Source organism: Mycobacterium sp. E735, assembly GCF_001666955.1.
In the GTDB taxonomy this organism is placed as follows: Bacteria; Actinomycetota; Actinomycetes; order Mycobacteriales; family Mycobacteriaceae; genus Mycobacterium.
Window position 1 is genome coordinate 1 of the sequence record NZ_LZIX01000153.1, and the last position, 20145, is coordinate 20145.

Sequence of the window (20145 nt, forward strand, 5' to 3'; positions counted from 1 at the left end):
CCACCGAACCGCGTTCTGCGGCAACCTTTCCGGCGGCCAGCGCACCCGGGTGTCGCTGGCCTGCGCGCTGGTCTGCCAGCCCGACCCGTTCGATCGCGTCGTCGGCGGCCTGGTGCTCGAAACCGTACAGCGCGGCGAAGTAACGGACGTTGTCGACGATCCGCAGGTCGTTGTAGATCGTCGGGTCCTGGGGGAGGTAGCCGACGCGGCGGTGCAGCGGCGCCGACCCGGCCGGGTGGCCGAGCACCTCGACGGTCCCCGAGGTCACGATCTGGGTGCCGACGATGCAGCGCATCAGGGTGGTCTTGCCGCAGCCGGACGGGCCGAGCAGGCCCGTGATGCTGCCCCGCCCGATCTGCACCGAGAAGTCGTGCAGGGCGGGGCGTTTCCCGCGGACCACCCGCAGGTGTTCGATGCGGACGGCCGGGGCCGTGATTAATTCATCACGTGATGAAGTCATCATGTGATGAATATCGTCCTCCGGCGAGGAGTTGTCAAGGGTTGGGGCGCTCGTCCAATCCGGGGCGGCGCAGCGGCAGGTGCCCGTGCACGCCCTCGGCGTAGGCGGTCTCGGCGTGCTGCGTGAGGTCGACGCCGGTGGTCTCGTCTTCCGGGCTGAGCCGGAAACCCATCACCCGGTCGATGACCTTCGCGATCACGAACGACACCGTGAACGCGTACAGCGCCACCACGACGATCGCGAGCAGTTGCCTGCCCAACTGGGTGAGGCCGCCCCCGTAGAACAGGCCCCGCGGGCCCGCCGTCATGACCGCCGTGGCGAGCAACCCGATCAACGACACCCCGACGACGCCGCCGACGAAGTGCACACCGACCACGTCCAGCGAATCGTCATAGTTGAAGCGGAATTTCGCGCTCACCGCGAACGAGCACACGACCCCGGCCGCAAGCCCGACGACCGCCGCGCCCAGCGTGTTGACGGTGCCGCAGGACGGCGTGATGGCGACCAGCCCGGCCACCACACCGGACGCCGCGCCGAACGTCGTCGGCCTGCCGTCGCGGATCTGCTCGACCGACAGCCAGCCGAGCATGCCGAGGCACCCGGCGACGAGCGTGTTGAGGAAGATGGCCGCGGCGGTCCCGTTGACGGCCAGGGCGGAACCGGCGTTGAACCCGAACCAGCCGAACCACAGCAGGCCGACCCCGAGCAGCACGAGCGGCAGGTTGTGCGGCCGCATGGCGTCCTTTTTGAAGCCGATGCGGGGGCCGAGCGCCAGCGCCAGCGCCAGCGCGGAGGAACCGGACACGATCTCGACGACGAGGCCGCCCGCGTAGTCGAGCACACCCAGTTTGGCCAGCCAACCGCCTGGCCCCCACACCCAGTGCGCCACAACCGAATACACGACGACCGTCCAGACCGGGACGAACACCATCCAGGCCGCGAACTTCGCGCGGTCGGCGATCGCGCCGCTGACCAGTGCGGCCGTGATGATCGCGAACGTCACCTCGAAGGTGGCGAAGAGCAGCTCGGGAACCGTCCCGTGGGCGGTCTCCGGGGTGATCCCGAGCATCCCGAGGTGGCGGAGGTTGCCCAGGAACCCGCTCGCGCCGTCCTCGGAGAACGCGATGGTGTAGCCGACCAGCAGCCACGCCACCGTGACCAGCGGGATGGAGATGAAGCTCATCATGATCATGTTGAGCACGCCGGTGGTGCGGACCATCCCGCCGTAGAAGATCGCCAGGCCGGGGGTCATCAGCAGGACGAGTGCCGTGCTGGCCAGCAGCCACGCGGTGGCGGCGGGGTCGATCGGATGCATGACGTGCGCTCCTTCACTGGTCCCAAGACACCGGGATATTGCCACGGCAGCGCCGCCGGTAGGTTCGGTGGGTGGCCGCAAGCCAGCTGTTAGTCGACCCCGTCGCGGCCGCCCATCGGCTCCTCGGCGCCACGCTGACCGGCCGGGACGTCAGGGCCGTCGTCGTCGAAGTCGAGGCTTATGGTGGCGTCCCGGACGGCCCGTGGCCGGACGCCGCGGCCCACTCGTACCGCGGCATCAGCGGGCGCAACGCGGTGATGTTCGGGCCTCCCGGACGGCTGTACACCTACCGCAGCCACGGGATCCACGTCTGCGCCAACGTCTCGTGCGGACCGGACGGCACCGCCGCGGCCGTCTTGCTGCGGGCGGCCGCGCTCGAGGACGGCACCGACGTCGCGCGCGCCCGGCGCGGCGAGCTGGTCCGCGGGGCCGCCCTCGCCCGGGGACCGGGCAACCTGTGTTCGGCGCTGGGAATCACCATGGACGACAACGGGATCGACCTCTTCGATCCCGCCAGCCCGATAACGCTGGAACTCAACGAGCCGCTCACCGCCGCGTCCGGTCCCCGCGTCGGGGTCAGCCAGGCCGCCGACCGGCCCTGGCGGTTGTGGCTCGCGGGCCGGCCCGAGGTCTCGGCCTACCGGCGCAGCCCGCGGGCGCCCGCCCCGGGCACCAGCGACTAGGCGCGCGCCGGCTCGTCCGGGCGCGCCGCCGCCCGGAAGGCGGGGTCCACGCGGCGCGCGAGCACGATGAACGTCACGGCCAGCAGGGGCGCCACGGCGCTGTACAGCGCGGCGGGCGTGGCCATCTCGGCGCTGTTCAGCAGCTGGGGGCTCAGCGCGACGCCCATCGCCACGACGGCGTTGTGCATGCCGACCTCCAGGCTGACCGCCACGGCCTGCCGCGGAGCCAGCCGCATCAGGCGCGGCGCCAGGTAGCCGACCGTCAGGCTGACCGCGCAGAAGGTCACGACGGCTGCCGTGAGCACCCCGATGTTGTGCCACAGCGTCTTTCGCCCTCCGGCGATGGCTCCCAGGACCGCGACGATCAATAACGCGATGGCCAGTATTCGGACCGGTTTCTGTAGGCGCCGCGCCAGCTCGGGGAAGCGGTGCCTAAATGCGACGCCGATCGCGATGGGGACGAGCACCAGGCCGAAGACCGTGAAGAACTTGTCCAGCTGAAGCGGCAGAAACCGACCCCCGCCGAGAAACCAGGTCATCGACACCGCCAGGATCGCGGGCAACGCGACGATCGACAGCACGGCATTGATTGCGGTCAGCGTCAGGTTGAGCGCCAGGTCGCCGTTGAACAGGTGGCTGAGGATGCTGGACATCGTCCCGCCGGGGGTGGCGGCCATCAGCATGAGCCCGACCGCCAGGTGGGCTTCGAGATGGAAGGCCTCGGCGATGACCAGGCACAGGGCCGGGAGCAGCAGCGACTGACAGATCAGCGCAACCACCAAAGGCCTCCGCAGCGTGGCGGCCCGCTTGAAATCGTCGATCGTGAGCGTCAGCCCGAGGGCGAGCATCACGACCACGACGACCAACGGCCAGTATCGGTTGTCCATAACGCTCCGCGTTGTCGGTGCACTTACCGCCGAAGGCGACGGCGCGACGCTGCGCCGCGCATGAGCTTGCCTTATCGGGCGGCGCAAGGGCGAATCGTGGCCGCGGGAGCGACTAAAGTCGCTGGCGATGTCTTCCGGGATCCTTGACGAGCTGGGCTGGCGCGGGCTGATCGCGCAGTCCACCGACCTCGACGCGCTGGCCGCCGAGGCGCAGCGTGGGCCGATGACGGTGTACGCCGGCTTCGACCCCACGGCCGCCAGCCTGCACGCGGGCCACCTGGTGCCGCTGCTGGCGTTGCGGCGTTTTCAGCGCGCCGGCCACCGTCCGATCGTGCTCGCCGGCGGGGCCACCGGCATGATCGGTGACCCGCGCGACGTCGGGGAGCGCACCCTCAACGAGGCGGACACCGTCGCCGAATGGACCGAGCGCATCCGCGGGCAGCTGGAGCGCTTCGTCGATTTCGACGAGTCGCCGACGGGCGCGGTCGTCGTCGACAACCTGGACTGGACCGCCCCGTTGTCGGCCATCGAGTTCCTGCGCGACCTCGGCAAGCACTTCTCGGTCAACGTCATGCTGGATCGCGACACCGTCCGGCGGCGGCTGGAGGGCGAGGGCATCTCCTACACCGAGTTCAGCTACATGCTCCTGCAGGCCAACGACTACGTCGAATTGCACCGCCGGTACGGCTGCACGCTGCAGATCGGCGGCTCCGACCAGTGGGGCAACATCATCGCCGGGGTCCGGTTGGTCCGCCAGAAGCTGGGCGCGACGGTGCACGCGCTCACCGTCCCGCTGGTGACCGCGGCCGACGGCACCAAGTTCGGCAAGTCGACCGGCGGCGGCAGCCTGTGGCTCGACCCCGCGATGACCACGCCGTACGCCTGGTACCAGTACTTCTTCAACACTGCCGACGCCGACGTGATCCGGTACCTGCGGTGGTTCACCTTCCTGTCGGCCGACGAGCTGGCCGAACTGGAAGAGGCCACCCGAGAGCGCCCGCAACAGCGGACCGCGCAGCGCCGGCTGGCCCGGGAACTGACCGCGCTGGTGCACGGGGAGGCGGCTACCGAGGCGGTCGAGCACGCCAGCCGGGCGCTGTTCGGGCAGGGCGAGCTGGACCGGCTGGACGAGGCGACGCTGGCGGCGGCGCTGCGCGAGGCCTCGGTCGCCGAGCTCAAGCCCGGCGGCCCGGACGGGATCGTCGATCTGCTGGTGGCCAGCGGTCTGTCCGAGAGCCGCAAGGCCGCGCGCCGCACGATCGGCGAGGGCGGGGTGTCGGTCAACAATGCGCGCATCGACAGCGAGGACTGGTCGCCGCAGCCGTCGGACTTCCTGCACGGCCGGTGGCTGGTGCTGCGCCGCGGCAAGCGCACCGTCGCGGGGATCGAAAAGGTCTGAGGGACGCACCCGCAAAACGCCCGGATGGCCAAATCTTTACCGCACCGTGTTGCGGCTGTGACCCACATTGGCCAGGGTGGTCACGATGACATCCCTCAGGCGTGTGGAGTGGGCCCTGCTGCGTCTCGTGGGAGTGGGCGCCTGCGTTGCGGGCCTGGCCGCCCCGCTGGCCGCGCCCGTGCGCGCCGACATGCGGGGAAACGCCTTCCTGATGGCGCTGTCCAACGCCGGGATCACCTATCCCCACCCGGCCAGCGCCCTGGCGCTGGGCGAGTCGGTGTGCCCGATGCTGGTCATGCCGGGCCAGTCCTTCGACTCGGTGGCCGCCGAGATGTCCAAGCGCAGCGGCCTGGGCTACGAGTCGGCCGGCCTGTTCACCATCGTCGCCGTCGCAAACTACTGCCCGGCCGTGATCGCGCCGCTGCTGCAGAACCGGCTCATGGCGTACTAGCCGGCGGCGCCCCCGTATCCTCGGCTGCGTGGTCGACGACAGGCAGCGGCAGCGGGGTGAACGGCGCCCGCGCGCATCCGGCGCCTGGTCGGGGCCCGGCCGGGCGCGACCGGCCCAGCCGCAGCAGCCCGACGGCCACCGCACGCCGGACGCCGGACCGCCGATACCCCCGGGCGTCGAAGCCCGGCAGCTGGCGCCCGAGATCCGCGGCGAGCTCAGCACACTGGACCGCGCCACGGCGGACGCGGTGGCGCGCCACCTCGTCGCCGCCGGCGAGCTGCTCGACGAGGACCCCGAGGCCGCGCTGAGCCACGCCCGCGCGGCGCGGGCCCGGTCCAGCCGGATCGCCGCGATTCGCGAGGCGGTCGGTATCGCCGCCTACCACTGCGGCGACTGGGCGCAGGCGCTGGCCGAATTGCGCGCCGCCCGCAGGATGGGCAGCAAGTCCAACCTGCTCGCGCTGATCGCGGATTGCGAACGCGGGCTTGGCCGCCCGGAGCGGGCGATCGAACTCGCGCGCGGGCCCGAGGCGGCCCAGCTCGCGGGGGACGACGCCGACGAGCTGCGCATCGTCGCCGCCGGCGCCCGCGCGGACCTCGGGCAGCTCGAGCAGGCGCTGACCGTGTTGTCGACGCCGCAGCTGGACCCCGGCCGCCAGGGCTCGACGGCGGCGCGGCTGTTCTACGCCTACGCCGACACGCTGCTTGCGCTGGGCCGCAATGACGAAGCGCTGCAATGGTTTTTGCGCTCGGCCGCCGCCGACGTCGACGGCGCCACCGATGCCGAAGACCGGGTCAGCGAGCTGGGCTCCGGATGACAAGCGTTGCGCGCCAATATGATTGCCTGCTGCTCGACCTGGACGGAACCCTGTTTCGTGGCCGCCGGCCCACCGAGGGTGCGGTCGAGGCGCTGGCCGAGGTGCAAAGCCGCGCCTTCTTCGTCACCAACAACGCCTCGCGCAGCGCCGCCGAGGTGGCGGCGCACCTGACCGAGCTCGGCTTCACCGCCACCGCCGACGACGTCGCGACCAGCGCCCAGAGCGCAGCCCGCCTGCTGGCCGACCGGTTGCCGGCGGGGTCGCCGGTGCTGATCGTGGGCACGGACGCGCTGGCCGACGAGGTGGCCGCCGTCGGCCTGCGCCCGGTGCGGCGCTATGGCGACGACCCGGTCGCCGTCGTCCAGGGCCTCTCGATGACCATCGGCTGGCCGGACCTCGCCGAGGCCGCGCTGGCCATCCGGTCCGGGGCCCTGTGGGTGGCGGCCAACATCGATCCGACCCTGCCCACCGAGCGGGGCCTGCTGCCCGGGAACGGCTCCTTCGTCGCCGCGTTGCGGGCGGCCACCGGCGCCGAGCCGCAGGTCGCGGGCAAGCCGGCGCCCGGGCTGCTGACCGACGCGGCGGCCCGCGGCGAGTTCCGCGCGCCCCTGGTGGTGGGCGACCGGCTGGACACCGACATCGAGGGCGCCAACGCGGCCGAGCTGCCCAGCCTGATGGTGCTCACCGGCGTCAGCTCGGCGCGGGACGCGGTGTACGCCGAACCGGCGCGCCGGCCGACCTACATCGGCCACGACCTGCGCGCGCTGCACTCCGACGGCGAGCAACTCGCGGTCGGCCCGCAGCCGGGCTGGCGCGTCGACGTCGACGAGGACGCGGTGACCGTCAGCGGCGCCCGGCCCGACGACGGCGACGGGCTCTCGATCGTGCGGGCGGTCGCCAGCGCGGTATGGGATGCGCGGCCGGACGGGCGCCCGGTGGATATCCGGGCCGCCGATGACAACGCCCGCGCCGCGTTGCGGCGCTGGTCGTTGGTGCGCGGCGACTGACGGGTGACTAGCGTAAGAGCGCAATGACTATCGATCCTGAAGAAATCCGCGCCGAAATCGACGCCCTGCTGGCCAGGCTGCCCGAGCCCGGGGCGCCGGACGATCCCGACAACGAGCCGTCGCTGACGGAGCTCGAAGACATCGCCCGCCGCCTCTCCGAGGCGCACGACGTGCTGATGGCCGCGCTGGAGTCGGCGGAGAAGGGCTGAGTGCGCGCATGTCTCGCCGCGCCCGCGTCGACGCCGAGCTGGTCCGGCGCGGCCTCGCGCGATCGCGTCAACAGGCCGCGGAGTTGATCGGCGCCGGCCGGGTCAGCATCGACGGGCTGCCGGCGCGCAAGCCGGGCACCGCCGTCGCGGTCACCGCGGCCCTGACCGTCGCCGACGAAGGGGAACGGGGCTGGGTGTCGCGCGGCGCGCACAAACTGATCGGCGCCCTGGACACCTTCGGGATTCCGGTGGCGGGCCGACGCTGCCTGGACGCCGGCGCGTCCACCGGCGGGTTCACCGAGGTCCTGCTGGACCGCGGGGCCGCGGAGGTCGTCGCCGTCGATGTCGGCTACGGCCAGCTGGCGTGGCCGCTGCGCTGCGACCCGCGGGTCGTCGTCGTCGAGCGGACCAACGCCCGCGACCTGACGCTCGAGGCGATCGGGGGACCCGTCGACCTGATCGTGGCCGACCTGTCGTTCATTTCGCTCGCCACCGTGTTGCCCGCGCTGGCTGGATGTGCTTCGCCCACTGCGGATATCGTTCCCATGGTGAAGCCGCAGTTTGAGGTGGGCCGGGGCCAGGTCGGCGCCGGCGGGGTGGTGCACGACCCCGGCCTGCGCGCCGATGCCGTGCTGGCCGTGGCGCGCCGCGCCGGCGAGCTGGGCTGGCATGCCGCCGGCGTCACCGCCAGCCCGCTGCCCGGGCCTTCGGGCAATGTCGAATATTTCCTCCTGCTTCGCGGGCAGCCGGGATTGGCGGATGACGAGTTGGTGGCGGCGGTGCGCCGCGCGGTAGACGAGGGTCCGCAGTGACGTCGGGGACCGAGCAGCGCACCGTGCTGATGGTGGTGCACACCGGCCGCGAGGAAGCCACCGAGACGGCGGCCCGCGTGCAGAAGGTGTTGGGCGCCAACGACATCGGGCTTCGCGTGTTGTCCGCCGAGGCGGTCGACCGCGGCTCGCTGCATGTGGCCCCCGACGACATCCGGGCGATGGGCGTCGAGATCGAGGTGGTGGACGCGGATCCGCAGGCGGCCGACGGGTGCGAGCTGGTGCTGGTGCTCGGCGGGGACGGCACGTTCCTGCGCGCGGCCGAACTGGCCCGCAACGCCGGGATCCCGGTCCTGGGCGTCAACCTGGGTCGGATCGGCTTCCTGGCCGAGGCCGAGGCGGAGGCCATCGACCGGGTGCTGGACCACGTGGTCGCCAAGGACTACCGGGTCGAGGACCGCCTGACGCTGGACGTGCTGGTGCGCACGGGCGGGCGCGAGATCGCGCACGGCTGGGCGCTCAACGAGGTCAGCCTGGAAAAGGGCCCGCGGCTGGGCGTGCTGGGCGTGGTCGTCGAGATCGACGGGCGGCCGGTCTCGGCGTTCGGGTGCGACGGGGTGCTGGTGTCGACGCCCACCGGGTCCACCGCCTATGCGTTCTCCGCGGGCGGCCCGGTGTTGTGGCCGGACCTCGAGGCAATCCTGGTGGTGCCCAACAACGCTCACGCGCTGTTCGGCCGGCCGATGGTCACCAGCCCCGACGCCACCATCGCCATCGAGATCGAGGCGGACGGTCACGACGCGCTGGTGTTCTGCGACGGCCGCCGCGAGATGCTGATCCCGGCCGGTAGCCGGATCGAGGTAAGGCGTTGCGACACACCGGTGAAATGGGCGCGCCTGGACAGCGCGCCGTTCACCGACCGGTTGGTGCGCAAATTCCGGTTGCCGGTCACCGGGTGGCGTGGGAAGTAGATGCTGACCGAAATCCGGATCGAGTCGCTGGGCGCCATCAGCGCAGCGGTCGGGGAGTTCGACCGCGGCCTGACCGTACTGACCGGCGAAACCGGCACCGGCAAGACGATGGTGGTGACCGGGCTGCACCTGCTCGGCGGCGCCCGCGCCGACGCCACCCGCGTTCGGTCCGGCGCCGACCGTGCGGTCGTCGAAGGCCGTTTCACCACAACCGATCTCGAGGACGCCGCGGTCGCCCTGCTGGACGGGATGCTGGACGCCTCGGGCGCCGAACGCGACGAGGACGGCAGCGTGATCGCGCTGCGCTCGGTCAGCCGCGACGGGCCGTCGCGGGCGTACCTCGGCGGTCGCAGCGTGCCCGCCAAGTCGCTGGGCGACTTCACCGCGGAGCTGCTCACGCTGCACGGGCAGAACGACCAGCTGCGGCTGATGCGGCCCGAGGAGCAACGCGGCGCGCTGGACCGCTTCGCCAAGGCGGCCCCCGCGCTCGAGCGCTACCGCAAACTGCGCGACGCCTGGCTCACCGCGCGGCACGACCTCATCGACCGCCGCAACCGCATGCGCGAGCTGGCGCTGGAATCCGACCGGCTGACATTCGCGCTCAACGAGATTGACACCGTCGACCCGCAACCGGGCGAGGACGACGCCCTGGTCGCCGACATCGTCCGGCTCTCCGAGCTGGACACCCTGCGCGAGGCCGCGGTCACCGCGCACGCGGCACTGAGCGGCGCGGCCGACGACGCCGGCGCCGACGGGCACAGCGCCGCGGACTGCCTGGGGCGCGCCCGGGCCGCCCTCGAGTCGAGCGACGACGCGAAGCTGCGCTCGCTGGCCGGGCAGGTCGGCGAGGCGCTCACCGTCGTCGCCGACGCGGCCGGCGAACTGAGCGCCTACCTGGACGAGCTGCCGGTCGACGCCAGCGCGCTGGAAGCCAAGCTGGCCCGGCAGGCCGAGCTGCGCACGCTGACCCGCAAGTATGCCGCGGACGTCGACGGCGTGTTGCGGTGGGCCCGGGAGTCGCGGGAACGCCTGGCCCAGCTCGACGTCTCCGAGGAGGGCCTGCAGGCTCTCGCGACCCGGGTCGACGAGCTGGCACGCGAATTGGCCGAAGCCGCAATCGATCTCAGCGGCATCCGGCGCAAGGCCGCCAAGCGGCTCGCCAAGGAGGTCACCGCCGAGCTGTCCGGGCTGGCGATGGCCGACGCCCAGTTCGGCATCGACGTGAGCAACGACGTCGCCGCCGACAAGGACGACCCCGCCGCGCTCGCGCTCCCGTCGGGCGAACTGGCCCGCGCGGGCGCCGACGGCGTCGATCAGGTCGAGTTCGGTTTCGCCGCGCACCGCGGGATGGATCAGCTTCCCCTGGCCAAGAGCGCCTCCGGCGGCGAGCTGTCCCGGGTGATGCTGGCGCTGGAGGTGGTGCTGGCCGCCTCGGCCGCGGGCACCACCATGGTGTTCGACGAGGTCGACGCCGGCGTCGGCGGCCGGGCCGCGGTGCAGATCGGGCGGCGCCTGGCGCGGCTGGCCCGCACCCACCAGGTCATCGTGGTCACGCACCTGCCTCAGGTCGCGGCGTACGCCGACGTGCATCTGGTGGTGCATAGCGCCGGGCCCAAGGGGACCAGCGTGGTGCGGCGGGTCACCGGCGACGAGCGGGTCGCCGAACTGGCGCGGATGCTGGCCGGGCTGGGCGAGTCCGACAGCGGCCGGGCGCACGCCCGCGAACTGCTCGACGCGGCTCAGAAGGACGAGATTTAACGCCCAGGAGCCTTCTCCGCCGGCGCGAGCGTCGTGTTTGCACAGCGACACGCCGCTGAAGCCGTGCAACTGTGCACCCTCGCGCGATCAACCCGTTAGCGGCTTGTGACTAATGGGACTCTAGTCAACTTCTGGGGCTGATGTTACGGCGCGCCTCCACGCCTCCTCCATGCATCACCGACAGAATCGCCCCCATGAAGATGTCAGGCCTGCTTACCCGTAACACCGCCCGACCCGGCCTCGTCGGCACCGCCCGGGTGGACCGGAACATCGACCGATTGCTGCGCAGGGTGTGCCCCGGCGACATCGTGGTGCTCGACGTCCTGGATCTGGACCGCATCACGGCGGACGCCCTGGTGGAGGCCGATATCGCCGCGGTCGTCAACGCCTCGCCCTCGGTGTCCGGCCGCTACCCGAACATGGGGCCGGAGGTGCTGGTCAACAACGGGGTCACCCTGATCGACGAGACCGGACCCGACATCTTCAAGAAGGTCAAGGACGGCGCCAAGATCCGTCTGCACGAGGGCGGGGTGTACTCGGGCGACCGGCGGCTGGTCCGCGGCACCGAGCGCACCGACCACGACATCGCCGACCTGATGCGCGAGGCCAAGAGCGGCCTGTCCGCGCATCTGGAGGCGTTCGCAGGCAACACGATCGAGTTCATCAAGAGCGAGAGCCCCCTGCTCATCGACGGCATCGGGATCCCCGACATCGACGTCGACCTGCGCCGGCGGCACGTGGTGATCGTCGCCGACGAACCCAGCGCCGAGGAGGACCTGAAGTCCCTCAAGCCGTTCATCAAGGAGTACCAGCCGGTGCTCTTCGGTGTGGGCAGCGGCGCGGATGTGTTGCGCAAGGCCGGGTATCGGCCGCAGGTGATCGTCGGCGACCCCGACCAGATCAGTGCCGACGCCCTCAAGTGCGGCGCGCAGGTGGTGCTGCCCGCCGACGCCGACGGCCACGCGCCCGGCCTGGAGCGCATCCAGGACCTCGGCGTCGGGGCGATGACGTTCCCGGCCGCGGGTTCGGCGATCGACCTGGCCCTGCTGCTGGCCGATCACCACGGGGCCGCGCTGCTGGTGACCGCCGGCCACACCGCCAACATCGAGACCTTCTTCGACCGGACCCGCGCGCACAGCAACCCCTCGACCTTCCTGACCCGGCTTCGGGTGGGGGAGAAGGTGGTGGACGCCAAGGCCGTGGCAACCCTGTACCGCAATCACATCTCGGCGGGCGCCATCGCGCTGCTGGCGCTGACGATGCTGATCGCCGTCATCGTCGCCCTGTGGGTGTCGCGTACCGACGGCGTGGTGGTGCACTGGGTCACCGACTACTGGAACCACTTCTCCCTCTGGGTTGCCCACCTGGTGAGCTAGGGCCGGAAATGATCTCGCTCCGCCAACACGCGTTATCGCTGGCTGCCGTCTTCCTGGCCCTGGCCGTGGGAGTCGTGCTCGGCTCCGGCTTCCTGTCCGACACCCTGCTGTCCAGCCTGCGTGACGAGAAGCGGGATCTGCACACCCAGATCAACGGGCTCAACGACCAGAAGAACGTGCTGAACGAAAAGCTCAGCGCGGCAAACAATTTCGACACCCAGCTGGGCGGCCGGATGGTGCACGACGCGCTCGCCGGCAAGTCGGTCGTGGTGTTCCGCACCCCGGACGCCAACGACGACGACGTCGCCTCGGTCTCGAAGATCATCGGCCAGGCCGGCGGCGCGGTGACCGGAACCGTGTCGTTGACAAGCGAGTTCGTCGAGGCCAATTCGGCGGAGAAGCTGCAGACCGTGGTGAACTCGTCGGTTCTGCCCGCCGGTCAGCAGTTGAGCACCAAGCTCGTCGACCAGGGCTCGCAGGCCGGCGACCTGATGGGTATCGCGCTGCTGATCAACACCAATCCGGCGGTCCCGCCCGTCGACGAACCGCAGCGCGACACCGTGCTGGCGGCGTTGCGGGAAACGGGATTCATCACCTATCAGCCCAGCGACCACCTGGGCGCGGCGAACGCCGCGCTGATCGTCACCGGCGGCTCGCTGCCCCAGGACGCCGGCAACCGGGGCGTCAGCGTCGCCCGGTTCGCCGCCGCGATGGCGCCGCACGGCTCGGGCACCCTGCTGGCCGGCCGGGACGGCTCGGCGACCGGCGGGGCCGCCGTCGCCGTGACGCGCGCCGACGCTCCGATGAATTCCGCGGTCAGCACCGTCGACGACGTCGACACCGCGCCCGGCCGGATCACCGCCGTGCTGGGCCTGCACGACCTGATCAACGGCGGGCACCCGGGCCAGTACGGCACCGGTCACGGCGCCACGTCGATCACGGTGCCCCAGTAGCGGGCGTGTTCGCCGCGACACGTCGGTCGTGGATGTTAGGGTGGGTTTCCGTGGGTCGGCAGGCCCAACTAGTTATTCGCTAGCAAAATTCGACGCCCTGCCCGTCTTCACGGAGGTCGCCTGTGCGAAAGCACCCGCAATCCGCAACCAAGCACCTCTTCGTCAGCGGGGGCGTGGCGTCCTCGTTGGGTAAGGGTCTCACCGCCAGCAGCCTCGGTCAGTTACTGACGGCCCGCGGGTTGTACGTGACGATGCAAAAGCTCGACCCATACCTCAACGTCGATCCGGGCACGATGAACCCGTTCCAGCACGGCGAGGTGTTCGTCACCGAGGACGGCGCCGAAACCGATCTCGATGTCGGCCACTACGAGCGGTTCCTGGATCGCGACCTGTCCGGATCGGCGAATGTCACGACGGGACAAGTGTATTCGACCGTCATCGCCAAGGAACGGCGCGGCGAATACCTGGGCGACACCGTGCAGGTGATCCCGCACATCACCGACGAGATCAAGAGCCGGATCCTGGCGATGGCACAGCCCGACGCCGAGGGCAACCGCCCCGACGTGGTCATCACCGAAATCGGCGGCACCGTGGGCGATATCGAGTCGCAGCCGTTCCTGGAGGCGGCGCGCCAGGTACGTCACGACCTGGGCCGGGAGAACGTCTTCTTCCTGCACGTGTCGCTGGTGCCCTACCTGGCGCCCTCGGGCGAGCTCAAGACCAAGCCCACCCAGCACTCGGTGGCGGCGCTGCGCAGCATCGGTATCACCCCGGACGCGCTGATTCTGCGCTGCGACCGCGACGTCCCCGAAGCGCTGAAGAACAAGATCGCGTTGATGTGTGACGTCGACATCGACGGCGTCATCTCCACGCCCGACGCGCCGTCGATCTATGACATCCCGAAGCGACTGCACCGCGAGGAGCTCGACGCGTACGTGGTGCGCCGGCTCAACCTGCCGTTCCGCGACGTCGACTGGACCGAGTGGGACGACCTGCTGCGCCGGGTGCACGAGCCGCACGAGACCGTGCGAATCGCGTTGGTGGGCAAGTACGTTGAGCTCTCAGACGCCTACCTGTCGGTCACCGAGGCGCTGCGCGCCGGCGGCTTCAAGCACCACGCCAAGGTGGAGATGCAATGGGTGGCCTCCGACGGGTGCGAGACCGCGGCGGGCGCGGCGGCGGCGCTGGGTGACGTGCACGGCATCCTGATCCCGGGCGGCTTCGGCATCCGCGGGATCGAGGGCAAGATCGGCGCCATCCGGTACGCCCGGTCGCGCGGGCTGCCGGTCCTGGGCCTGTGCCTGGGGCTGCAGTGCATCGTGATCGAGGCGGCGCGCTCGGCGGGGCTGGACGGGGCCAATTCGGCCGAATTCGACCCCGCCACACCGGATCCCGTCATCTCCACGATGGCCGACCAGGTCGACGCGGTGGCGGGCCAGGCCGATCTGGGCGGCACCATGCGCCTGGGCGCGTATCCCGCGGTGCTGCAGCCGGATTCGATCGTGGCCCAGGCGTACGGGACGACGCAGGTCTCCGAGCGGCACCGGCACCGCTATGAGGTCAACAACGCCTACCGGGACAAGATCGCCGAGAGCGGCCTGCGGTTCTCCGGGACCTCGCCCGACGGGCATCTGGTGGAATTCGTCGAATACCCGCCCGAGGTGCACCCGTTCGTCGTCGGGACCCAGGCTCACCCCGAACTCAAGAGCCGGCCCACCCGCCCGCATCCGTTGTTCGTCGCGTTCGTCGGGGCGGCCCTGGACTACCAGTCGGGCGAGCTGCTGCCGGTGGAGATCCCCGAGCACGCCTCCAACGGCAACCAGCAGCAGCGGGACAGCGTCGGCCAGTCGCTACCTGAGCCCGCCACCCGTGGCTGAGCACGAATTCGAGACGGCGTCATCCGAAACGCTGTACACGGGCAAGATTTTCGCGTTGCGCAGCGACGAGGTCCGAATGCCGGGCGGCACCACCGCCGTTCGTGAAGTCGTCGAACACTACGGGGCGGTTGCCGTCGTTGCGCTGAACTCCGACAACGAGATCGCGATGGTCTACCAATACCGCCACGCGTTCGGCCGCCGGTTGTGGGAGCTTCCGGCCGGGCTGCTCGACGTGGCGGGGGAACCGCCACAGCGGACGGCGGCCCGGGAGCTCCAAGAGGAAGCGGGATTGAAGGCCGACGACTGGCTGGTGCTCGTCGACCTCGATTCCACTCCCGGATTCAGCGACGAATCGGTGCGGGTGTACCTGGCCACCGGCCTGACCGAGGTGGAGCGCCCGCAGGCGCATCACGAGGAAGCCGACATGACGATGCGCTGGTATCCGCTCGAGGAGGCCACCGAGATGGTGCTTCGCGGCGAGATCGTCAACGCCATTGCGGTGGCGGGCATTCTGGCTGCCCAGGTCGTCACTACCCGACTCATGCCGACCCGCCCCGCGGACAGCCCCTGGCCCGACAAGCCGACGGCGTTCGCCGCGCGAAAGGCCGCGCGATGACGACGGCGGCCCTGGACACCCAGCTGCAGGGCTACCTCGACCACCTCACGATCGAGCGGGGCGTCGCCGCGAACACGCTCAGTTCCTATCGGCGGGACCTGCGCCGCTACACGAAGCACCTGTCGGACCGGGGAATCCACGACCTGGCCAAGGTGGGCGAGGACGACGTGAGCGAGTTCCTGGTGGCGCTGCGGCGCGGCGATCCCGACTCGGGGACGGCGGCGCTGTCCGCGGTGTCGGCGGCGCGGGCCCTGATCGCAGTGCGCGGCCTGCACCGGTTCGCCGCCGCCGAGGGGCTCGCCGAACTCGACGTGGCGCGCGCGGTCCGCCCGCCGACCCCGGGCCGGCGGCTCCCCAAGAGCCTGACCATCGACCAGGTGCTGGCGCTGCTGGAGGGCGCAGGCGGCGACGGCGCGTCCGACGGCCCGCTCACGCTGCGCAACCGGGCGCTGCTGGAACTCCTGTACTCCACCGGGGCGCGGATCTCCGAGGCCGTCGGCCTCGACGTCGACGACGTCGACACCAAGGCCCGGTCGGTGTTGCTGCGCGGCAAGGGCGGCAAGCAGCGGCTGGTGCCGATCGGGCGCCCCGCCGTGCAGGCCCTCGATGCCTATCTGGTGCGCGGGCGCCCCGACCTGGCCCGCCGCGGCCGCGGGACACCGGCCATCTTTCTCAACGTGCGCGGCGGGCGGCTGTCGCGGCAAAGCGCGTGGCAGGTGCTGCAGGACGCCGCCGAACGCGCCGGCATCACGTCCGGCGTCTCACCGCACATGCTGCGGCATTCGTTCGCGACCCACCTGCTCGAGGGCGGCGCCGACGTGCGCGTGGTGCAGGAGTTGCTGGGGCACGCCTCGGTGACGACGACGCAGATCTACACGATGGTCACCGTGCACGCGCTGCGCGAGGTGTGGGCGGGCGCCCACCCGCGCGCGCAGTAGTTGGCGCGAGCAGACACAAAATCGCGTGCTTTCGACCCGGAATGGGCGATTTTGCGTCTGCTCGGCGGGAGAATTCAGCCCAGGTACTCGGATTCCAGCACCAGATCGGAGACCAGCGACTGGTATTCCAGGTGCGCCTTGTGCTCGACGGTGTTCCACTGCTTGCCCTGCTGCTGGCGCATGTACTCGCGATACTTCGGCGCGCCCGGCACCCGGACGTTGTCGGCGACCACGATCGCGCCCGGGCGCAGCCAACCGCGGGCCATGATGCTGCGCAGGTCGTCGAGATAGGCGTCCTTGTCGTGGTCCAGGAACGTGAAGTCGAGGCCGCCGGGCGCGAAGCCGTGCTCGTCGGCCAGCGCGTCCAGGGTGCGCCCGCCGTCGCCGATGGTGCCCACGACGCACGTCACCCGCTCGGCGACGCCGGCGTGGGCCCAGATCCGCCGCGCGTTGGCGGCGTTGGCCTCGGCGAGTTCGACGGAGTACACGTGCGCGCTCGGGGCGGCCCTGGCGATGCGCAATGCGCCGTATCCGACGTAGGTGCCCAACTCCAGCGCCACCGCCGGGTCGGAGCGGCGGACGGCCGCGTCGAGAATTTGCCCCTTTTCGTCGCCGACGTTGATCAGCATCGACTTCTCGTAGGCGAACTTGTCGATGGTGGCCAGCACGTCGTCGATGTCGCCGGCCCTGGCGTTGCGCAGGACGTAGTCCACGGCCGCGGCCTCGCGGCCGTCGCCGATCTGACCCGTCGTGGTGATGTTGCGCGCCCCGGTCGCCATCCGCCAGACCGACCATCGCAGCAGGGGAATCCGTCGCTTGAGGTCCATGCCGCCACAGTAGTGCGGGCGGCGAGATTGCCACCAAGGTCGTCGGGGCGCCGGAATCGCAACCACCACGGCAATCTCGGCGCGCACCGGCGCCGCTCGACCCGTTCCAGTGATGCTGGTGTGACTGCTGTTGCAGATGACCGCCGTTACGCCCGCTACCTGCGCAAATCCGGCGAAATTGGCTGCTGAATTGCCTGCGGGTCGCCCGGCTTCCGCGCGCGAACCCGTTAGACTTTCGGTCGATGTTCACCTCCCGAACACCCCCGCCATGATGACTGAGCAGCCGGACAGCGGCGTCGAGCTCGGTCTGACCGGGCGGCCGCCGCGGGCGATCCCGGAACCGCAGCCGCGCACCTCGCACGGCCCGGCGAAGGTCGTCGCGATGTGCAACCAGAAGGGCGGCGTCGGGAAGACCACGTCGACGATCAACCTGGGCGCCGCGCTCGCCGAATATGGCCGGCGGGTGCTGCTGGTGGACATGGACCCGCAGGGTGCGCTGTCCGCGGGCCTGGGCGTCCCGCACTACGAGCTGGAGAAGACGATTCACAACGTGCTCGTCGAGCCGCGGGTGTCGATCGACGACGTGTTGCTGCAGACCCGGGTCAAGCACATGGACCTGGTGCCCAGCAACATCGACCTGTCGGCCGCCGAGATCCAGCTGGTCAACGAGGTCGGCCGCGAGCAGACCCTGGGGCGGGCGCTGCACCCGGTGCTGGACCGCTACGACTACGTCCTGATCGACTGCCAGCCGTCGCTGGGCTTGCTCACCGTGAACGGGCTGGCGTGCGCGGACGGCGTCGTGATTCCCACCGAGTGCGAGTTCTTCTCGCTGCGCGGGCTGGCGCTGCTGACCGACACCGTCGACAAGGTGCGCGACCGGCTCAACCCGAAGCTGGAGATCAGCGGGATCCTGCTCACCCGGTACGACCCTCGCACCGTCAACTCGCGCGAGGTGATGGCGCGGGTGGTGGAGCGCTTCGGCGACCTGGTGTTCGACACCGTCATCACCCGCACGGTCCGATTCCCGGAGACCAGCGTGGCCGGCGAGCCGATCACCACCTGGGCTCCGCGGTCCACGGGCGCCATCGCCTACCGCGCCTTGGCCCGCGAGTTCATCGACCGATTCGGCGCGTGACGGCCAGCGCGAACGGTGAGGCGCCACCCAACAACGGCTTTCAAGTCCGCCTGACCAATTTCGAGGGGCCGTTCGATCTGCTCTTGCAGCTGATCTTCGCCCACCGCCTCGACGTCACCGAGGTGGCGCTGCACCAGGTGACCGACGACTTCATCGCCTACACCCGTGAGATCGGCTCCCAGCTGGACCTCGAGGAGACCACCGCGTTCCTGGTGGTCGCCGCGACCCTGCTCGACCTAAAGGCCGCCCGGCTGTTGCCGGCCGGGCAGGTCGACGACCAGGAGGATCTGGCGCTGCTGGAGGTGCGCGACCTGCTGTTCGCCCGGCTGCTGCAGTACCGCGCGTTCAAGCACGTCGCCGAGATGTTCGCCGAGCTGGAGGCCACCGCGCTGCGCAGCTACCCGCGCGCCGTGTCGCTGGAGGACCGGTTCACCGAACTGCTGCCCGAGGTGATGCTGGGCGTTGACGCCGAACGCTTCGCGCAGATCGCCGCGATCGCGTTCAGCCCGCGCCCCGTGCCGACGGTGTCCATCGGGCACCTGCACGAGGTGGCGGTGTCGGTGCCCGAGCAGGCCAAGAAGCTGCTGGCTTTCCTGCAGTCGCGCGGCACCGGCCAATGGGCGACGTTCTCCGAGCTGGTCGCCGACTGCGAGGCGCCGATGGAGGTCGTCGGGCGCTTCCTGGCGCTGCTCGAGCTGTATCGGAGCCGGGCGGTAGCATTCGACCAGTCGGAGCCGCTGGGCGTGCTCCAGATTTCATGGACCGGGGAACGTCCGGCCAGCGAAGCCTTGGTAGAAGTGCGGGACGAATGATGAGCGAATCTGAGCCCGACGTCGACTTGGACGTCGGTATCCCGGACATCGCCGAAGCCGCGCCGATGGAGCCCGAGGAACTCGCTTCCGTGCTGGAGGCGCTGCTGCTGGTGGTCGACACCCCGGTCACCGCCGAGGCGCTCGGCGCGGCCACGCAGCAACCCGTATACCGGGTCGCCGCCCGGCTGCAGCAGATGGCCGAGGAACTCACCGAACGGGACAGCGGCATCGACCTGCGGCAGAACAGCGAGGGCTGGCGGATGTACACCCGCGCCCGGTACGCGCCGTACGTGGAGAAGCTGCTGCTGGACGGCGCGCGGTCCAAGCTCACCCGGGCCGCGCTGGAGACCCTGGCCGTGGTGGCCTACCGGCAGCCGGTGACCCGCGCGCGGGTCAGCGCGGTCCGCGGCGTCAACGTGGACGCCGTCATGCGCACGCTGCTGGCGCGCGGCCTGATCACCGAGGCCGGGGTCGACGACGACACCGGCGCGGTCACGTTCGCCACCACCCGCCCATCGACCTCGACGCGGCCGTCGATGATCATCTTCTCGGCGGCCCGCCGCGACGCAATTCCGGCCTGGGACAACACCTTCTGCAGGCGGATCCCTTCGGTCTCGACCATCAATCCTGGTCCACGTCGAACGTCAGCGCCTGGTCGGGCGCCTGACCGCCGGCGAGTTTGATGAAACGTGGCTCGCTGTCCAGGGATTCGCTCAGGTCCTCGATCGTGTCGACGTCCGGCAGCAGCGGAGCGATGTCGGGCAGGTCGGCGAGCGACGTCAGGCCCAACCGCTCCAGGAACAGGTCGGTGGTGGCGAACGTGACCGCGCCGGTGTCGTCGTCGACCCCGGCCTCGGTGATCAGGCCGCGCGCCAGCAGCGTGC

Annotated in this window: 21 protein-coding genes and 2 pseudogenes; 17 read left to right on the forward strand and 6 right to left on the reverse strand. The window is 70.7% G+C overall.

Going from position 1 to position 20145, the window contains the following annotated elements:
- Together A5704_RS11965 and A5704_RS11970 are read right to left on the reverse strand one after the other, a co-directional pair.
- A partial coding sequence (locus A5704_RS11965) for an ATP-binding cassette domain-containing protein (protein WP_156669971.1) occupies positions 1–463 on the reverse strand: 463 nt, incomplete at its 3' end.
- 31 nt (positions 464–494) lie between these two features.
- Positions 495–1775: an ammonium transporter gene (locus tag A5704_RS11970; protein WP_067889175.1), complete on the reverse strand. Its 1281-nt coding sequence runs from the start codon at positions 1773–1775 to the stop codon at positions 495–497.
- A gap of 71 nt (positions 1776–1846) precedes the next feature.
- On the opposite strand from A5704_RS11970, the gene A5704_RS11975 reads away from it, so the two are divergent.
- Positions 1847–2458, forward strand: a complete 612-nt coding sequence (locus A5704_RS11975) for a DNA-3-methyladenine glycosylase (protein ID WP_067889179.1) — start codon at positions 1847–1849, stop codon at positions 2456–2458.
- On the opposite strand, the gene A5704_RS11980 is transcribed toward A5704_RS11975, so the two are convergent.
- Positions 2455–3345: a bile acid:sodium symporter family protein gene (locus tag A5704_RS11980; RefSeq protein WP_067784253.1), complete on the reverse strand. Its 891-nt coding sequence runs from the start codon at positions 3343–3345 to the stop codon at positions 2455–2457. The two genes, A5704_RS11975 and A5704_RS11980, sit on opposite strands and share 4 nt — an antisense overlap.
- A gap of 127 nt (positions 3346–3472) precedes the next feature.
- Here A5704_RS11980 and tyrS point away from each other — a divergent pair, with 127 nt between their 5' ends.
- The 13 genes from tyrS to xerD all read left to right on the forward strand — a co-directional run bounded on the left by tyrS (position 3473) and on the right by xerD (position 16487).
- Positions 3473–4744, forward strand: coding sequence for a tyrosine--tRNA ligase (gene tyrS, locus A5704_RS11985; RefSeq protein ID WP_067889181.1), 1272 nt, complete (start codon positions 3473–3475; stop codon positions 4742–4744).
- An 85-nt stretch (positions 4745–4829) separates the two neighbouring features.
- Positions 4830–5195 (forward strand): DUF732 domain-containing protein, encoded by a 366-nt coding sequence (locus tag A5704_RS11990; RefSeq protein ID WP_067750423.1) that lies wholly within the window; start codon positions 4830–4832, stop codon positions 5193–5195.
- A gap of 28 nt (positions 5196–5223) precedes the next feature.
- Positions 5224–6012 carry a tetratricopeptide repeat protein gene (locus A5704_RS11995; RefSeq protein ID WP_082950208.1) on the forward strand — a complete coding sequence of 263 codons (789 nt, stop codon included), beginning with the start codon at positions 5224–5226 and terminating at the stop codon, positions 6010–6012.
- Positions 6009–7019: an HAD-IIA family hydrolase gene (locus tag A5704_RS12000; RefSeq protein ID WP_067784251.1), complete on the forward strand. Its 1011-nt coding sequence runs from the start codon at positions 6009–6011 to the stop codon at positions 7017–7019. Before A5704_RS11995 ends, A5704_RS12000 begins: the two co-directional genes overlap by 4 nt.
- Positions 7020–7042: 23 nt before the next feature.
- The gene (locus A5704_RS12005; RefSeq protein WP_067750365.1) at positions 7043–7228 is read left to right on the forward strand and encodes a hypothetical protein; all 186 of its coding nucleotides are present in this window, start codon (positions 7043–7045) and stop codon (positions 7226–7228) included.
- An 8-nt stretch (positions 7229–7236) separates the two neighbouring features.
- A complete protein-coding gene (locus A5704_RS12010) occupies positions 7237–8040 on the forward strand; it encodes a TlyA family RNA methyltransferase (protein WP_067889184.1) in 804 nt (267 codons plus the stop codon).
- Positions 8037–8969 (forward strand): NAD kinase, encoded by a 933-nt coding sequence (locus A5704_RS12015; RefSeq protein ID WP_082950209.1) that lies wholly within the window; start codon positions 8037–8039, stop codon positions 8967–8969. Before A5704_RS12010 ends, A5704_RS12015 begins: the two co-directional genes overlap by 4 nt.
- The gene (gene recN, locus A5704_RS12020) at positions 8970–10727 is read left to right on the forward strand and encodes a DNA repair protein RecN (RefSeq protein WP_067889187.1); all 1758 of its coding nucleotides are present in this window, start codon (positions 8970–8972) and stop codon (positions 10725–10727) included.
- A gap of 194 nt (positions 10728–10921) precedes the next feature.
- Positions 10922–12103: a putative cytokinetic ring protein SteA gene (gene steA, locus A5704_RS12025; protein ID WP_067784245.1), complete on the forward strand. Its 1182-nt coding sequence runs from the start codon at positions 10922–10924 to the stop codon at positions 12101–12103.
- Between the two features lie 8 nt (positions 12104–12111).
- Positions 12112–13056, forward strand: a complete 945-nt coding sequence (locus A5704_RS12030) for a copper transporter (protein ID WP_067784243.1) — start codon at positions 12112–12114, stop codon at positions 13054–13056.
- Positions 13057–13178: 122 nt separating this feature from the next.
- The gene (locus tag A5704_RS12035) at positions 13179–14933 is read left to right on the forward strand and encodes a CTP synthase (RefSeq protein ID WP_067750373.1); all 1755 of its coding nucleotides are present in this window, start codon (positions 13179–13181) and stop codon (positions 14931–14933) included.
- Positions 14926–15549 carry an NUDIX hydrolase gene (locus tag A5704_RS12040; protein WP_067784241.1) on the forward strand — a complete coding sequence of 208 codons (624 nt, stop codon included), beginning with the start codon at positions 14926–14928 and terminating at the stop codon, positions 15547–15549. The genes A5704_RS12035 and A5704_RS12040 overlap by 8 nt, the downstream gene beginning before the upstream one ends.
- On the forward strand, positions 15546–16487 hold the full coding sequence (gene xerD, locus A5704_RS12045) for a site-specific tyrosine recombinase XerD (RefSeq protein WP_067750376.1): 942 nt from the start codon (positions 15546–15548) through the stop codon (positions 16485–16487). The genes A5704_RS12040 and xerD overlap by 4 nt, the downstream gene beginning before the upstream one ends.
- 74 nt (positions 16488–16561) lie before the next feature.
- Here xerD and A5704_RS12050 read toward each other — a convergent pair whose 3' ends face one another.
- Complete coding sequence (locus tag A5704_RS12050) at positions 16562–17314, reverse strand: O-methyltransferase (protein WP_067750378.1); 753 nt, start codon at positions 17312–17314, stop codon at positions 16562–16564.
- Between the two features lie 271 nt (positions 17315–17585).
- Here A5704_RS12050 and A5704_RS12055 point away from each other — a divergent pair, with 271 nt between their 5' ends.
- The 3 genes and pseudogenes from A5704_RS12055 to scpB form a co-directional block, all read left to right on the forward strand.
- Positions 17586–18449, forward strand: a complete 864-nt coding sequence (locus tag A5704_RS12055; RefSeq protein ID WP_067281774.1) for a ParA family protein — start codon at positions 17586–17588, stop codon at positions 18447–18449.
- Positions 18446–19261: a segregation/condensation protein A gene (locus A5704_RS12060; RefSeq protein ID WP_067750380.1), complete on the forward strand. Its 816-nt coding sequence runs from the start codon at positions 18446–18448 to the stop codon at positions 19259–19261. Before A5704_RS12055 ends, A5704_RS12060 begins: the two co-directional genes overlap by 4 nt.
- Positions 19261–19770 (forward strand): annotated as a pseudogene (gene scpB / locus A5704_RS12065) (SMC-Scp complex subunit ScpB); the annotation flags it as partial. The gene A5704_RS12060 and the pseudogene scpB, both read left to right, overlap by 1 nt.
- Here scpB and A5704_RS27640 read toward each other — a convergent pair.
- Positions 19755–19883, reverse strand: a pseudogene (locus tag A5704_RS27640) (S4 domain-containing protein); the annotation flags it as partial. The pseudogenes scpB and A5704_RS27640 overlap by 16 nt on opposite strands.
- A partial coding sequence (locus A5704_RS12070) for an SMC-Scp complex subunit ScpB (RefSeq protein ID WP_197508479.1) occupies positions 19883–20145 on the reverse strand: 263 nt, incomplete at its 5' end. The pseudogene A5704_RS27640 and the gene A5704_RS12070, both read right to left, overlap by 1 nt.

What these genes read in the sequence shown, in the direction of transcription:
- A5704_RS11970 (WP_067889175.1), bottom strand. Translation starts at nt 1,775, where the DNA reads ATGCATCCGATCGACCCCGCCGCCACCGCGTGGCTGCTGGCCAGCACG.
- A5704_RS11980 (WP_067784253.1), bottom strand. Translation starts at nt 3,345, where the DNA reads ATGGACAACCGATACTGGCCGTTGGTCGTCGTGGTCGTGATGCTCGCC.
- tyrS (WP_067889181.1), top strand. Translation starts at nt 3,473, where the DNA reads ATGTCTTCCGGGATCCTTGACGAGCTGGGCTGGCGCGGGCTGATCGCG.
- A5704_RS11990 (WP_067750423.1), top strand. Translation starts at nt 4,830, where the DNA reads ATGACATCCCTCAGGCGTGTGGAGTGGGCCCTGCTGCGTCTCGTGGGA.
- A5704_RS12000 (WP_067784251.1), top strand. Translation starts at nt 6,009, where the DNA reads ATGACAAGCGTTGCGCGCCAATATGATTGCCTGCTGCTCGACCTGGAC.
- A5704_RS12005 (WP_067750365.1), top strand. Translation starts at nt 7,043, where the DNA reads ATGACTATCGATCCTGAAGAAATCCGCGCCGAAATCGACGCCCTGCTG.
- A5704_RS12010 (WP_067889184.1), top strand. Translation starts at nt 7,237, where the DNA reads ATGTCTCGCCGCGCCCGCGTCGACGCCGAGCTGGTCCGGCGCGGCCTC.
- recN (WP_067889187.1), top strand. Translation starts at nt 8,970, where the DNA reads ATGCTGACCGAAATCCGGATCGAGTCGCTGGGCGCCATCAGCGCAGCG.
- steA (WP_067784245.1), top strand. Translation starts at nt 10,922, where the DNA reads ATGAAGATGTCAGGCCTGCTTACCCGTAACACCGCCCGACCCGGCCTC.
- A5704_RS12030 (WP_067784243.1), top strand. Translation starts at nt 12,112, where the DNA reads ATGATCTCGCTCCGCCAACACGCGTTATCGCTGGCTGCCGTCTTCCTG.
- xerD (WP_067750376.1), top strand. Translation starts at nt 15,546, where the DNA reads ATGACGACGGCGGCCCTGGACACCCAGCTGCAGGGCTACCTCGACCAC.
- A5704_RS12050 (WP_067750378.1), bottom strand. Translation starts at nt 17,314, where the DNA reads ATGGACCTCAAGCGACGGATTCCCCTGCTGCGATGGTCGGTCTGGCGG.
- A5704_RS12055 (WP_067281774.1), top strand. Translation starts at nt 17,586, where the DNA reads ATGACTGAGCAGCCGGACAGCGGCGTCGAGCTCGGTCTGACCGGGCGG.